This window comes from Pseudomonas sp. BJa5, assembly GCF_030272875.2.
Taxonomy (GTDB): domain Bacteria; phylum Pseudomonadota; class Gammaproteobacteria; order Pseudomonadales; family Pseudomonadaceae; genus Aquipseudomonas.
On record NZ_JALRNG020000070.1, the window covers coordinates 1 to 13,205 of the forward strand.

A 13,205-nucleotide genomic window follows, 5' to 3' on the forward strand; every position below is an offset into this window, starting at 1 on the left:
GCACAATTGGACTCGAACCAACGACCCCCACCATGTCAAGGTGGTGCTCTAACCAACTGAGCTATGTGCCTGCTGTGTGGCGCCATTCTACGGAATCGACAGACAGTGTCAACTCTTTTTTTTACGCTAAACCACTGAATTTTAAAAATATTTGCAAAAGCAGGGGGTAAAGGATTTTCAACACACGACTAGCGGGTGTTTATTATTATTGATAGCATCGGTACAGTCGTAAAAAATATAAAACAGAGGTTTCGCAGCATGGCTAACACCCCCTACCCACAGTCCTACTACGCCGCATCGGCCAATCCGGTTCCGCCGCGCCCGGCGCTGCAGGAAGAGGTACAGACCGATGTCTGCGTGATCGGTGCCGGCTACACCGGCTTGTCCAGCGCCCTGTTCCTGCTGGAGAACGGCTTCAGTGTGACCGTGCTGGAAGCCGCCAAGGTCGGTTTCGGCGCCTCGGGTCGCAACGGCGGCCAGATCGTCAACAGCTACAGCCGTGACATCGACGTCATCGAACGCACCGTCGGCCCCAAGCAGGCCCAACTGCTCGGCCAGATGGCCTTCGAAGGCGGGCGCATCATCCGTGAGCGCGTGGCCAAGTACAACATCCAGTGCGACCTCAAGGACGGTGGCGTGTTCGCCGCCCTGACCGCCAAGCAGATGGGCCACCTGGAATCGCAAAAGCGCCTGTGGGAACGCTTCGGCCACACCCAGCTGGAGCTGATGGACCAGAAGCGCATCCGTGAAGTGGTCGACTGCGACCAGTACCTGGGCGGCATGCTCGACATGAGCGGCGGCCACATCCACCCGCTGAACCTGGCCCTGGGCGAAGCCGCCGCGGTCGAGTCGCTGGGCGGCAAGATCTACGAGCAGTCCCCGGCCGTGCGCATCGACCGTGGTGCCAACCCGGTGGTACACACCCCGCAAGGTAAAGTGCGGGCCAAGTTCGTCATCGTCGCCGGTAACGCCTACCTCGGCGGCCTGGTGCCGGAACTGGCGGCCAAGTCCATGCCGTGCGGTACCCAGGTGATCACCACCGAGCCGCTGGGCGAAGAACTGGCGCGCAGCCTGCTGCCCCAGGACTACTGCGTCGAAGACTGCAACTACCTGCTCGACTACTACCGCCTGACCGGCGACAAGCGCCTGATCTTCGGCGGCGGCGTGGTCTACGGTGCCCGCGATCCGGCGAACATCGAGGCGATCATCCGCCCGAAGATGCTCAAGGCCTTCCCGCAGCTCAAGAACGTGAAGATCGACTACGCCTGGACCGGCAACTTCCTGCTGACCCTGTCGCGCCTGCCCCAGGTCGGCCGCCTGGGCGACAACATCTACTACTCCCAGGGTTGCAGTGGCCACGGCGTCACCTACACCCACCTGGCGGGCAAGGTGCTGGCCGAGGCCCTGCGTGGCCAGGCCGAGCGTTTCGACGCCTTCGCCGAGCTGCCGCACTACCCGTTCCCGGGTGGCCAGATGCTGCGCGTACCGTTCAGCGCCATCGGCGCCTGGTACTACAGCCTGCGCGACCGCCTGGGCTTCTAAGCCCCCTGCCCGCCTGCGCCGTTACTGCCCCAGGGCACTGACGGCCTGGCGGGCCGCTTGTTCCTGGCCCGCCTGGGCCAGGTCATTGGCCGCCTTCAGCCAGCGCTGACGGTCAACCTGGGCCGGCAACTGGCCCGGCTGCTGCACCAGCACCGCCCAATTCCCCTCCTTGTTCCACGCCGATGTAAAGTCGTCGAAGTCCATCAACAAGCGCCGGTTCATCCCTGCGCGCAACAGCACCCGCTGCTTGTAGCTGTCGTAGCCGACCAGCAAGGCATAGCGCGGTTCGGCCCAGAACGCCGAGCCTTCGGCAAAGCGCAGCAGTACCGGATTGCCGGCGGCCACCTGGGTCAGCAAAGCGTCGAGCTTCGGCTCCAGCGGATAGACCACCATGCCGTACTGGCGGGCGACGTTCTGCACCGAGTCCTGCAACTTGTCCACGCCCTTGGGCAGGCCCAGCGGCTGGTCGAGCAGGCCCGGGGTAATGCGCACGCCCTGCTGCGAGAGCATGGCGGCCAGGGCCATGGCGGCGCTCTGGTTGGCATTGCCGCGGTAGAACGGCACCGAGCCGATCTCGACCCGCTGCGGCAGGCCCTTGATCGGCGCCGGCTGGCTGGCGCAACCGGCCAGGGCAAGGGCCACCGCGCAGGCCGCCAGCAGGCGCCGCGGGGTGGTGAAGGAAATAGACAGTGGCAGCATGAACACTCGCTTGTGCTGATGCCCGGCAGACGGCGCCCGGCCCTGGGTTGCGATCATAGGCCGGCAGGCGGTTCGGGTATAGTCCGGGGGGCATTTAGAACAAAGCGGACCAAGGGGCTAGACCATCGGTCAATGGCCTGCCATGGGCCTTGGGCTAGACTACAGGGGTGTCCGCTGGGCAAGCATGAAGGGCTGGCCAGGGATTCCAGGAGGTAGCTATGAGCCTGACAATGGCAATTCTTATGTTGGTTGGCGCCTGGCTGAGTGTCGCCGCCGCCATGCTCTGGGGTGTACTGCGCATTGCGCGCCGCCACCACCCGCACCATACCCTGCCGAAAGACACCACCGAACCTGCGCCAGCGCGACGCAGCCGTCGGCATGCCAGTGTGCACTGATTCCTGAAAAGCATCGCGGGGCAAGCCCGCTCCTACAGAGTATGTAGGAGCGGGCTTGCCCCGCGATTTACATCAGCCCTCAGCTGCTTCGCGCTTGATCCGCGCCCGGCGCGACATGATGTTCAGCACTTCGATCGCGGTGGAGAACGCCATCGCCGCATACACGTAGCCTTTCGGGACATGGGCGCCGAAGCCTTCGGCGATCAGGGTCATGCCGATCATGATCAGGAAGCCCAGGGCCAGCATCACCACGGTCGGGTTGTCGTTGATGAACTTGGCCAGCGGGTCGGCAGCCACCAACATCACAATCACGGCGCTGATCACGGCGATGATCATGATCGGCAGGTGCTCGGTCATGCCCACGGCGGTGATGATGCTGTCGATCGAGAAGACGATGTCCAGCACCAGGATCTGGCCGATGGCAGCGGCAAAGCCCAGGGTGACGGTCGAGGACGCCTTGGCTTCAGCCTGGGCGCGCGGGTCGACGCTTTCGTGGATTTCCTTGGTCGCCTTCCACAGCAGGAACAGGCCACCGGCAATCAGGATCATGTCCTTCCAGGAGAAGGTATGGCCGAACACATCGACCACAGGCTCGGTCAGCTGGACGATCCAGGCCACGGTGCTGAGCAGGCCCAGGCGCATGACCAGGGCCATGCTGATACCGATGCGACGCGCCTTGGAGCGGTACGCCTCGGGCAACTTGTTGGTAAGGATGGAGATGAAGATCAGGTTATCGATGCCCAGCACGATCTCCATGGCCACCAGGGTGGCCAGGGCTACCCAGGCGGTCGGGCTTGCAGCGAGTTCCAACAAGTATTCCATGAATCAATCCTGAATCGAGGTAAGGGGTGGTCAGATTTCTTTGGCGCTGTCGTCGCGCTCAGGTTTGCCAGCTTTGTCCGAACCCTGGGAGCCGGTAGCTTCGCTCAGGGCCTGCTGGGCCGCTTCGTTGGTTTTATCGATGGCTTCCTTGGCCGATTCAGCTGCCTGGTTGAGCATTTGCTGGGCTGACTTTTCCGCCTGCTCGCAGCCGCTCATGGCGAACAGGGCCAGCAGCAACACCAGGGGTGTACCGATGGATTTGAGTTGCAGCATCTGTGTGTCTCCATGTCAGTGATCGGTGCCCACTCAGTGGCACCGTGATGGCTGGGGATTCTAAATATCTGGATACATCAGGAAAATTCGTATTTTCAGCGGTTATACTTCGGTTTTTCCGAATCGGCACTGCCCATGCTCAATTACCGACAGCTGCATTACTTCTGGGTCGTGGCCCGTACCGGCAGCATCGTGCGTGCCGGCGAGCAGTTGAACCTGACGCCGCAGACCATCAGCGGCCAGATCACCCTGCTGGAACAAACCTACGGCATCGAACTGTTTCGCCGGGTCGGCCGGCAACTGGAGCTGACCGAAAGCGGCCGCCAGACCCTGGCCTACGCCGAGCAGATGTTCCAGATCGGCGGGGAGCTGGAGGCCATGCTGCGCGCACGTCCCGACGAGCAGCAGATCCTGTTCCGGGTGGGGGTGGCCGACGTGGTGCCCAAGTCGATCGTCTATCGCCTGCTGGCACCGACCATGGACATGGAAGACGCCCTGCGCCTGAGCTGTCGCGAAGACAAGCTCGAACGCCTGCTCGCAGACCTGGCGATCCAGCGCCTGGACCTGGTGATTTCCGACAGCCCCATGCCCAGCCACCTGGACATCAAGGGCTACAGCCAGAAGCTGGGTGAGTGCGGCATCAGTTTTTTCGCCACCCCGGCCCTGGCGGCGCAGCTGGGCGAAGGCTTCCCCGCCTGCCTGCAACATGCGCCACTGCTGATTCCCGGCCAGGAAACCGTGGTGCGCAGCCGGCTGTTGCGCTGGCTGGCCGAGCAACAGTTGCAGCCCAGGATCGTCGGCGAGTTCGACGACAGCGCCTTGATGCAGGCCTTCGGCCAGTCCGGCAGCGGGATTTTCATCGGCCCCAGCGTGATCGCCGATGAGGTCTGCAAGCAGTACGGCGTCGAGCTGATCGGCCAGACCGACGCGGTGATCGAGTCGTTCTATGCCATTTCGGTGGAGCGCAAGGTCAAGCACCCGGGCATTGTCGCCATTACCGAGGGGGCTCGCCGGCAACTGTTCCATTGGTAGCCCGGGTCAGCGCCAGCGCCAGCAGCACCGAAGCGCCGATCAGCAACGCGGCGGCATAACCGAGACTGGCCAGCCCCAGGTGGTCGATCACCCGGCCACCGATCATCGCCCCCAGGCCAATGCCCAGGTTGCCCCCGGCGATGTTCAGCGAGGCGGCGAAAGCCGGCGCCTGGGGCGCGGCCTTGATCAGGCGCACGTGGCTGACCAGGAACAGCGCCGCCTGGCTCGCGCCCCAGATGGCCAGGGCCGCGATCAGGCCCCAGGTGGAGTGGATGCTCGGCACCAGGGCAATCAGGCCCACCAGCATCAGGGCGCAAAAGCCGGCGGAGGCCAGCAGCGAATGCCGGTCCACCGCGCGGCCGCCCAGGCTGTTGCCGATCATCCCCACGGCGCCGAAGCCCATCAGATACCACCCCACCCGCGCACCGTCGAAGCCGGCCAGGCGTTCGAGGATGTCGGCCAGGTAGGTGTAGGCGGTGAACATGCCGCTGAACACCAACACCGACAGCAGCACATGGCCTTGCAACACAGGGCTGCGCAGGATGCCGAACTGGCCGCGCAAGGAGGTGGCCTGGTTGTGACGCGGGGTATGGGGCAGATAAAGATGCAGCAGCAGCGCCTTGGCCAGGGCCAGCAGCGCCAGCAGGGCGAAGGCCGCGCGCCAGCCCAGGGCGTCGCCGACCAGGGTGCCGACCGGAATACCGAACACCGTGGCGCAGACCACGCCGAAGCTGATCTTGGCGATGGCGCGTCCGGCATAGGCCGGGCCGACGATGTCCACCGCCGTTTCGCTGGCCAGCGCCCAGAACACCGGCAAGCCCAGGGCCGGTAACAGCCGCGCCAGGCCCATCACCTGGATGTTCGGGGCCAGCGCCGCCAGGGCGTTGCAGGCAGCGAACAGCAGGAGGATGCCGACGAACAGGCGCTTGCGCTCCCAGCGCGCGCACCAGGCGGTCAGGAACGGGCCGACGCTGGCCACGGTGAAGGCGAACAGGGTCACCAGCAACCCCGCCTGCGGCACCGTCACCGCGAGGTCCCGGGCAATCCCCGGCAACAGGCCGACGATCACGAATTCGGTGGTCAATACAGTGAAGCCGGCCGCGGCCAGCAACAAAATCGGCAGTAACATCTACACTCCAGCCAGCTAAACATCCACGGCCCGCAGCCGTTTCAAAGGGGCGCGCATACTACACGCCCGTCCTGCCGCCTGACACTGGGCAATCACCAAATGTGACTGCTGTGCTAAAGTCGCGCCCCTTTCACGCTCCTGACCGCCTGGCGCCCCCGGATTTTCGGTGTCGCGGCAGGTCCGCTGCCCTCGTACAAGACAGAGAAACACCCGACATGACACCTGTTCTAAAGCTATTGAACCGTACCAGCCTGGTACTGCAGATCATGATCGGCCTGGTGGCCGGTATCGCCCTGGCCCTGATCGCCCCGGACATCGCCCTGAGCCTGAGCTTCGTCGGCAAGGTGTTCGTGTCCGCCCTCAAGGCGGTGGCACCGGTGCTGGTGTTCATCCTGGTCATGGCGTCCATCGCCAACCACCGCCATGGCACCGAAACCCATATCCGCCCGATCCTGGTGCTGTACCTGTTCGGTACCTTCGCCGCCGCGGTGGTGGCGGTGATCGCTAGCATGATGTTCCCCTCCTCCCTGGCCCTGAGCACCTCGGACGTCACCCTGAGCGCCCCCGGCGGCATCGCCGAAGTGTTGCAGAGCCTGCTGCTGAGCGTGGTCGACAACCCGGTCAGCGCCCTGATGAACGCCAACTTCATCGGCATCCTGGCCTGGGCCATCGGCCTGGGCGTGGCCATCCGTCACGCCGGGCAAACCACCCGCACCGTGGTCGAAGACCTGTCCAACGGCGTGACCCTGATCGTGCGCGTGGTGATCCGCTTCGCCCCGCTGGGCATTTTCGGCCTGGTCGCCTCGACCCTGGCCCAATCCGGCCTCGACGCCTTGCTCGGCTACCTGCACCTGCTGGCGGTGCTGATCGGCTGCATGCTGTTCGTGGCGCTGGTGGTCAACCCGCTGATCGTGTTCTGGAAGATTCGCCGCAACCCGTTCCCGCTGGTGCTGCTGTGCCTGCGCGAAAGCGGCATCACCGCCTTCTTCACCCGCAGTTCGGCGGCCAATATCCCGGTCAACCTGGCCCTGAGCGAGCGCCTGGGCCTGCATGAAGACACCTACTCGGTGTCGATCCCGCTGGGTGCGACCATCAACATGGCTGGCGCGGCAATCACCATCACCGTGCTGACCCTGGCTGCCGTGCACACCCTGGGGATTGTCGTCGACATCCCTACCGCCATTCTCCTGAGCGTGGTCGCGGCCGTCTGCGCCTGTGGCGCCTCGGGCGTGGCCGGTGGCTCGCTGCTGCTGATCCCGCTGGCCTGCAGCCTGTTCGGCATTCCCAGCGAAGTGGCCATGCAGGTGGTGGCCGTGGGCTTCATCATCGGCGTGCTGCAGGACTCGGCGGAAACCGCGCTGAACTCCTCCACCGACGTGCTGTTCACCGCCGCGGCCTGCATGGCCAAGGAACGCCAGGCCGCCTGAGCCTGACCGCACAGCCGGTGCACCCTGCACCGGCTGCTTGTGTTTTACCCTGTCGCGCACCTAGGCTAGAGACCTTTCTTCGCAAAGAGACAGGGCCATGTCCGCCGAACACGAATCCGCTTCCGAAGCCCGTTTCACCAACATCGAGGTCCGCGTCCTCGGTTCGTTGATCGAGAAACAGGCCACCAGCCCGGAAACCTACCCCCTGACCTTGAACGCCCTGGTCCTGGCCTGCAACCAGAAGACCAGCCGTGAGCCGGTGATGAACCTCAGCCAGGGCCAGGTCGGCCAGGCCCTGCGCGCGCTCGAAGGCCAGGGCCTGACCCGCCTGCAGATGGGCAGCCGCGCCGACCGCTGGGAACAGCGGGTGGACAAGGCCCTGGAGCTGGTGCCGGCGCAGGTCATCCTGCTGGGCCTGATGTTCCTGCGCGGCCCGCAGACGGTCAATGAACTGCTGACCCGCAGCAGCCGCATGCATGAGTTCGAAGACAGCGAACAGGTCGTGCACCAGCTGGAGCGCCTGATCGCCCGAGGCTTTGCCTTGCACCTGCCGCGCCAGGCCGGGCAGCGGGAAGATCGCTATACCCATGCCTTGGGCGATCCGGCCGAGATCGAAGCAATCCTCGCCGCCCGTCAGCAGGGGCCGGAACGCAGTGGTGGGGGTGCGGTGTCGCTGGAGCGGATCGAAGCGCTGGAGGCGCGGATTGCAGCGCTGGAAGAGCGCCTCGCGGCGCTGGAATAAGGTGCCCCATCGCAGGCTTCGCCAGCTCCCACAATGGCCACAGCACCTCGCCCCCTGTGGGAGCCGGCAGCGCCGGCGATAGGGCCTCATTCAGCCACGGGCGTAGGCCACCGCCTGCGCCACCTGCTCGGCCGTGGGCCGCACGCCGGTGTACAGCACGAACTGCTCCAGTGCCTGCAAGGCGATCACCTCAAGCCCGTTAATCACCGGCTTGCCCTGTTTCTCGGCCTCGATGATCAACGGCGTGCGCGCCGGCATCGCCACCACATCGAAAACCAGCTGCGCCGCTGCAATCGCCTCGCGGCTGAAGGCCAACTGCTCGGCCTCCACCCCGCCCGCCATGCCGATCGGGGTGACGTTGACCAGCATCGGCGGGCACAAGTCGCCCAGCTCAGCCATCCAGCGATAACCGCAGCTGTCGGCCAGCTGGCGACCGGCCTGCTCGTTGCGGGCGACAATGATGCCCTGGCTGAAACCTGCGTCACGCAAGGCGCACGCCACCGCCTTGGCCATGCCGCCGCTGCCGCGCAGGGCAAAGGCAGTGGACGGATCCACCCGGTGCTGCTTGAGCAACTGGCGCACGGCCAGGTAGTCGGTGTTGTAGGCCTTGAGCCGACCACCGTCGTTGACCAGGGTGTTGATCGAGTCGATGGCCGCCGCCGACGGGTCGATCTCGTCGACCAGGGCCATGCAGGCTTCCTTGTAGGGCATCGATACGCCACAACCGCGAATGCCCAGGGCACGGATACCGCCGACCGCAGCCGACAGGTCCTGGGTGGTCATGGCCTTGTAGTAATAGTCCAGGCCCAGTTGCTGGTACAGGTGATTGTGAAAGCGCACGCCGAAGGTGCCGGGACGACCGGCCAGGGAGATGCACAGGACGGTGTCTTTGCCAGGAACAAGGGCCATTTGATACTCCTTTGCGATCGATTCGCCATTATGCACGGCAGCTGCCCCGACCGTTGATCGGCGCTTACAAAACCTTTACTCAGACGCCCTGTGCAGCGCCCGGTTCCCGCTGTCTTATAGAAGTATCCCCGGCATCGGGGTTGCTCTGTGAGGCATGCGTATGAACCGTCATGTTCCCAAGATCGCCCTGCTGGTCGGCGCCCTGGCCGCCAGCGGGCAGGTAGCCGCCCACGGCGGCGGTCATGGTGGCGGCCATGGCTGGTATGGACCGGGCCCGATCATCGGCGCGGCGGTGGTCGGCGCGGTGGTCGGTTCGGCCCTGTATGGCGCCCGCGACCGCACCGTGTATGTCGAGCGCCAGCCGGTCTACTACAGCCCTCCACCGGTGTATTACCAGGGGCCGCCGCCGGTGTACTACCAGCAGTACCAGGTAATCGAGCGCTATGGACCGGCACCACCACCCTACTACCGCGAGCGCTACTACGGCCCGCCGCCGGTCTATTACGGCCCTCCGCGCTGGTAAGCCTGTGTCGATGGCAGTGATGACGACTATCGAGCCGGTTGATTTCAACCGGCCCGCCGAGCCGCGTAAGGTAGGCCCATGAATCGCAGGAGAACCCCCATGGCCCCTATCAGCATCATGTCCGTCATCGGCAGCGCCGTCCCCGCCTCGCTCAGGGAGCTTGGTCTGCTGGCCTGCTGGTATGTGGTCCGTGAGGGCGAGCCGGTTTCCGGGCCCCTCACCTCGCTGCCCGCCGCCAAGGCTCTGGCTGACCGCCTGGAAAATCCCGGCCTGTGTGCCTGAGGATCGCCCCCCTTTTATCGTGCGTTGCTCCGCACAGCCCCTTGCCCCGCCCTTTGGCGGGGTTTTTTATGGGGGCGCAAAAGCACCGACCACTGCGGATCAGCTTCGAGGGTAATGGTGGTTGTGGTGGTTATAGGGCCAGGCGGATGCGGCGATGTCGTCCGGCGAAGTCAGCGGCGGCGCGGCGAGCTCTTCCAGGTGCAGGATGATGTCGTCCGGTTTGAGCACCAACACATCGGTGTCCAGGGTGTCCAGAATCATTTCCGCGGTGTTGCCGATCAAGGCGCCGCTCAGCCCGCTGCGGGCCACGCTGCCGATCACGGTGAGCACCGCTTCGAGCTTGTGCGCCAGGTACGGAATCAACACATCGGCCGGGCCTTCTTCGATATGCAGGCATTCGTCGCTGATGTGGAACTCGGCCTGGAAGCGTTTGCACTGGTCGCGGTAAAAACCCTGGATGCTCTCCTTGAGCTGAAACACCGGATCGCTCGCCGAGAGCATGGGGTAGGGATGGGCGCTCATCATGTGCAGCGTGCCGCTGGCCAGTTTGGCCACGTCGTAGCCGTGGCTGACAATCCCCGATTGCAGGACGCGATGCTCCACGTCAGTGCTGCCGGCATCGACTGCAGCGAGAATGGCGCCGCCGGTCCAGTCCCTGTCGGTTTTCACCATGAGCACCGGGCTGGGACAGTAGCGCATCAGCTTCCAGTCTTCAGGGGTAATCAGGGCCTTGACCACCGGGTTGTCAGTCAGGTGCTGCTTGATCACCAGGCCGCAGCCCTGTGCCTGTTGCACGGCGATGATGGTTTTGTACGGGCTTCCATACCAGGCCTGCTGGGCGCTGACGCTATACCCCTGCTGCTCCAGGGTGCCTTGCAGGTCATTCAGGTAGGCGCCGTGATGATTGCCCTTGGTGCACGCCAGCAGGTGCAGGTGTGAGCGGGTCGCGCTGGCAATCATTCTGGCCCGGTGCAGGACCAGGTCCGCGGACTGCTGCGAATCCACCACCACCAAGGTGTTGCGAACGGTGTGCATGAGCGTCTTCCTGTGCATGGTCGCGTTATCGAAACTTCTGCCGATCGCTGTTACAACTGCGCAAACTGACGCTCCAGTGCTGCCGCTGGTATTTCATTGCATTTACAGGGAGAGGCGTTAGTTGTAACGCGGCAGATACACTAGAAAGTGGAGGTACTGCGTTACTTGCGGCTGAATCGCCTGGGTATATGAAGCGCTTCAGCTGCTGCGTTGCCACTTCGCGCAAATGGGCGCCCTGCCCCGGCGGCACGCATCGAATGACTCCCCAACGAAAGAACCGCACCCTGAGTTTCAAAGTGCGCCTATTAAGATGCATCATTGTGACTGGCCGTTACACTGTTGGTCGGCCGGGTTAGTTGATTTATACCTAAGGAAGTTCGGGGCAAAGAATATTCGATCTTATGACCCACTACTCTTTGCGCTGTTGGCTAGTTGCGCTGTCGGCGCTTTTCTCGATGGGCTCGGCGCCGGACCTGACAGACGGCTGGTTCCCGCCAACCACTGGTCGGAACCAGGCACATGGGCATGCTAGCCGGTCGGTACTGAATGGGTTCAGGATTAAATTTCGTTCATATTTGCCCGCGTAATTACAGGGCAATCGACAGCAACTGAGCCATACTCCAGAATGCAGCGGTTTTTTGGGGGAAAACCCTTGCACAGCCAACAACATACCAATATTTAGTGAGCCTCGACGTGAAAACCTCCCTATCGATACTAAGCCTGCTGCTGTTGCTCACTGGTACTGCGACGGTCCCCCCAGCCGTCGCTGCCCAACCTTCGGTCCAGGAGCAACGCGACCCCTCCAAATTGCACCTGGCCTCTGGCGCCGCCCTGCTCATCGACCTGCAGACCAACAAGGTGCTTTATGCCAACAACGCTGACCGGGTGGTGCCGATCGCCTCGGTGACCAAGTTGATGACCGGCATGGTGGTGCTCGACGCCAAGCAGAACATGGACGAGATACTGACCATGACCATCGCCCAGAACAAGGAGATGAAAGGGGTGTATTCGCGGGTTCGGCTGGGCAGCCAGCTCAGTCGCCGCGAGACCCTGCTGATCACCCTGATGTCGTCGGAAAACCGCGCCGCCTCGACCCTGGCGCACAACTATCCGGGTGGCTACAACGCCTTCATCAAGGCGATGAACGCCAAGGCCAAGGCCCTGGGTATGACCAGCACCCGTTATGTCGAACCCACCGGCCTGTCGCCGCGCAACGTGTCCACCGCCCGTGACTTGGGCAAGTTGCTGATGGCGTCGCGCAACTATCCGCTGCTGAGCGAGCTGAGCACCACCCGCGAGAAGACCGTGGCGTTTCGCAAGCCCAACTACAGCCTGGGCTTTCGCAACACCGACCACCTGGTCAACAAGAGCAATTGGGATATCCGCCTGACCAAAACCGGCTTCACCAACGATGCCGGGCACTGCCTGGTACTGTTGACGAAAATGGACAACCGTCCGGTGGCCATGGTGATCCTCGATGCCTTCGGCAAGTACACCCACTTCGCCGATGCCACCCGTATGCGCCAGTGGCTGGAAACCGGCAGCACCAAGCCGGCACCGGCGGTGGCCATGCGCTACAAGACCGATCGTAGCCAGAACCGGCCGATGGCCGACTGAGCCTCGCCAGGCCTGCACCCGCCGGGTGACAGGCCTGCCCTGGGGCTCAGGCGCTGGTGCTGACCAGCGAGCCTGAGCCGCCGCCACCGTTTTCGGTCAGGGCCGAGACCAGTTCGGCAGTAGCCGACGCGATTGCCGCCATGGTGCTGCTGACCGCCGCCTGGGCCGCGGCAACGGCCGCCAGCTTTTCGGTCTCTTCCATTTTGCTGTTTATCACCTGCTGCAACTGTTTCTGCTGTTGTTCGAGCTGCTTTTGCAGCTTTTCGATCATCTTGCGCAGTTGTTGGACGTGGGGGGGCTCGCTGTCGGAGCTGACTTCGGCGCTGGGTTTGCTGTTATTGCGCATCGACTTCGGATCGATTACCACCTTGCCGTCTGCTTCTGGTTTGGCGGCGGTGCCCTCGGTACCGACGTTGATCCGCAGGCCGCTGCCACTGGTGCTCGGCGCTGGGTTCCCGTTCAACACTACGGCATTGATTGCCATGTCATTATCATCCTGATGGGTTCTTGGGATAACGTTCTTGTCGGCGGATTGCGCCAGAACTTGAGTCCCCTGCCCCCCCTGGTTCATCACGGATGGGATGGGATGCCGAAGCTGCGAGCTTATCCATTCCATGCGGTGACGCTGCCGGCCCCTTCCGCCCTTACGGCGGCCTACTTTTTTCTTGGAAAAAGTAGGCAAAACCGCCCGCTCCTACATACGGCCCTACGCTACGCTCCGGGTTCCCTCGCTACGGTGTCTTCCAGGGGCTGCGCGGCCTACGACTTGCTTCGCCAA

The 13,205-nt window shown here is 63.6% G+C and carries 15 protein-coding genes; 8 read left to right on the plus strand and 7 right to left on the minus strand.

From position 1 onward, the window contains the following. Nucleotides 1-258 precede the first annotated feature (258 nt). Nucleotides 259-1,542, plus strand: coding sequence for an FAD-binding oxidoreductase (locus M2D63_RS25120; RefSeq protein WP_285865798.1), 1,284 nt, complete (start codon nucleotides 259-261; stop codon nucleotides 1,540-1,542). Between the two features lie 21 nt (nucleotides 1,543-1,563). On the opposite strand, the gene M2D63_RS25125 is transcribed toward M2D63_RS25120, so the two are convergent. Further along, nucleotides 1,564-2,298 carry a peptidase C39 family protein gene (locus M2D63_RS25125; protein ID WP_285865799.1) on the minus strand — a complete coding sequence of 245 codons (735 nt, stop codon included), beginning with the start codon at nucleotides 2,296-2,298 and terminating at the stop codon, nucleotides 1,564-1,566. Nucleotides 2,299-2,459: 161 nt separating this feature from the next. Here M2D63_RS25125 and M2D63_RS25130 point away from each other — a divergent pair, with 161 nt between their 5' ends. Beyond that, the gene (locus tag M2D63_RS25130; protein WP_285865800.1) at nucleotides 2,460-2,636 is read left to right on the plus strand and encodes a hypothetical protein; all 177 of its coding nucleotides are present in this window, start codon (nucleotides 2,460-2,462) and stop codon (nucleotides 2,634-2,636) included. 72 nt (nucleotides 2,637-2,708) lie between these two features. On the opposite strand, the gene M2D63_RS25135 is transcribed toward M2D63_RS25130, so the two are convergent. Further along, nucleotides 2,709-3,458, minus strand: a complete 750-nt coding sequence (locus M2D63_RS25135; RefSeq protein ID WP_285865801.1) for a TerC family protein — start codon at nucleotides 3,456-3,458, stop codon at nucleotides 2,709-2,711. A 30-nt stretch (nucleotides 3,459-3,488) separates the two neighbouring features. Then, nucleotides 3,489-3,731: a hypothetical protein gene (locus tag M2D63_RS25140; RefSeq protein WP_285865802.1), complete on the minus strand. Its 243-nt coding sequence runs from the start codon at nucleotides 3,729-3,731 to the stop codon at nucleotides 3,489-3,491. Between the two features lie 135 nt (nucleotides 3,732-3,866). Between M2D63_RS25140 and nhaR the strand changes: the two genes are divergently transcribed. After that, on the plus strand, nucleotides 3,867-4,763 hold the full coding sequence (gene nhaR, locus M2D63_RS25145; RefSeq protein ID WP_285865803.1) for a transcriptional activator NhaR: 897 nt from the start codon (nucleotides 3,867-3,869) through the stop codon (nucleotides 4,761-4,763). On the opposite strand, the gene M2D63_RS25150 is transcribed toward nhaR, so the two are convergent. Next, nucleotides 4,726-5,892, minus strand: a complete 1,167-nt coding sequence (locus M2D63_RS25150) for an MFS transporter (RefSeq protein WP_285865804.1) — start codon at nucleotides 5,890-5,892, stop codon at nucleotides 4,726-4,728. The genes nhaR and M2D63_RS25150 overlap by 38 nt on opposite strands. 215 nt (nucleotides 5,893-6,107) lie before the next feature. Here M2D63_RS25150 and sstT point away from each other — a divergent pair, with 215 nt between their 5' ends. Then, nucleotides 6,108-7,319, plus strand: a complete 1,212-nt coding sequence (gene sstT / locus M2D63_RS25155; RefSeq protein ID WP_285865805.1) for a serine/threonine transporter SstT — start codon at nucleotides 6,108-6,110, stop codon at nucleotides 7,317-7,319. Nucleotides 7,320-7,416: 97 nt separating this feature from the next. Beyond that, nucleotides 7,417-8,061: a YceH family protein gene (locus tag M2D63_RS25160; protein ID WP_285865806.1), complete on the plus strand. Its 645-nt coding sequence runs from the start codon at nucleotides 7,417-7,419 to the stop codon at nucleotides 8,059-8,061. Between the two features lie 90 nt (nucleotides 8,062-8,151). Here the strand turns inward: M2D63_RS25160 and M2D63_RS25165 are convergent, their stop codons facing one another. Further along, entirely contained in the window at nucleotides 8,152-8,970 is an 819-nt protein-coding gene (locus tag M2D63_RS25165) for a shikimate 5-dehydrogenase (protein ID WP_285865807.1), read from the minus strand. Between the two features lie 160 nt (nucleotides 8,971-9,130). On the opposite strand from M2D63_RS25165, the gene M2D63_RS25170 reads away from it, so the two are divergent. After that, nucleotides 9,131-9,493, plus strand: coding sequence for a hypothetical protein (locus M2D63_RS25170; protein WP_285865808.1), 363 nt, complete (start codon nucleotides 9,131-9,133; stop codon nucleotides 9,491-9,493). 99 nt (nucleotides 9,494-9,592) lie between these two features. Next, nucleotides 9,593-9,775 carry a hypothetical protein gene (locus M2D63_RS25175; RefSeq protein WP_285865809.1) on the plus strand — a complete coding sequence of 61 codons (183 nt, stop codon included), beginning with the start codon at nucleotides 9,593-9,595 and terminating at the stop codon, nucleotides 9,773-9,775. Between the two features lie 99 nt (nucleotides 9,776-9,874). Here the strand turns inward: M2D63_RS25175 and M2D63_RS25180 are convergent, their stop codons facing one another. Further along, complete coding sequence (locus tag M2D63_RS25180) at nucleotides 9,875-10,810, minus strand: universal stress protein (RefSeq protein ID WP_285865810.1); 936 nt, start codon at nucleotides 10,808-10,810, stop codon at nucleotides 9,875-9,877. Nucleotides 10,811-11,503: 693 nt separating this feature from the next. On the opposite strand from M2D63_RS25180, the gene pbpG reads away from it, so the two are divergent. After that, entirely contained in the window at nucleotides 11,504-12,427 is a 924-nt protein-coding gene (gene pbpG / locus M2D63_RS25185) for a D-alanyl-D-alanine endopeptidase (RefSeq protein WP_285865811.1), read from the plus strand. 46 nt (nucleotides 12,428-12,473) lie between these two features. Here the strand turns inward: pbpG and M2D63_RS25190 are convergent, their stop codons facing one another. After that, nucleotides 12,474-13,043: a hypothetical protein gene (locus tag M2D63_RS25190; protein ID WP_285865812.1), complete on the minus strand. Its 570-nt coding sequence runs from the start codon at nucleotides 13,041-13,043 to the stop codon at nucleotides 12,474-12,476. Nucleotides 13,044-13,205 lie beyond the last annotated feature (162 nt).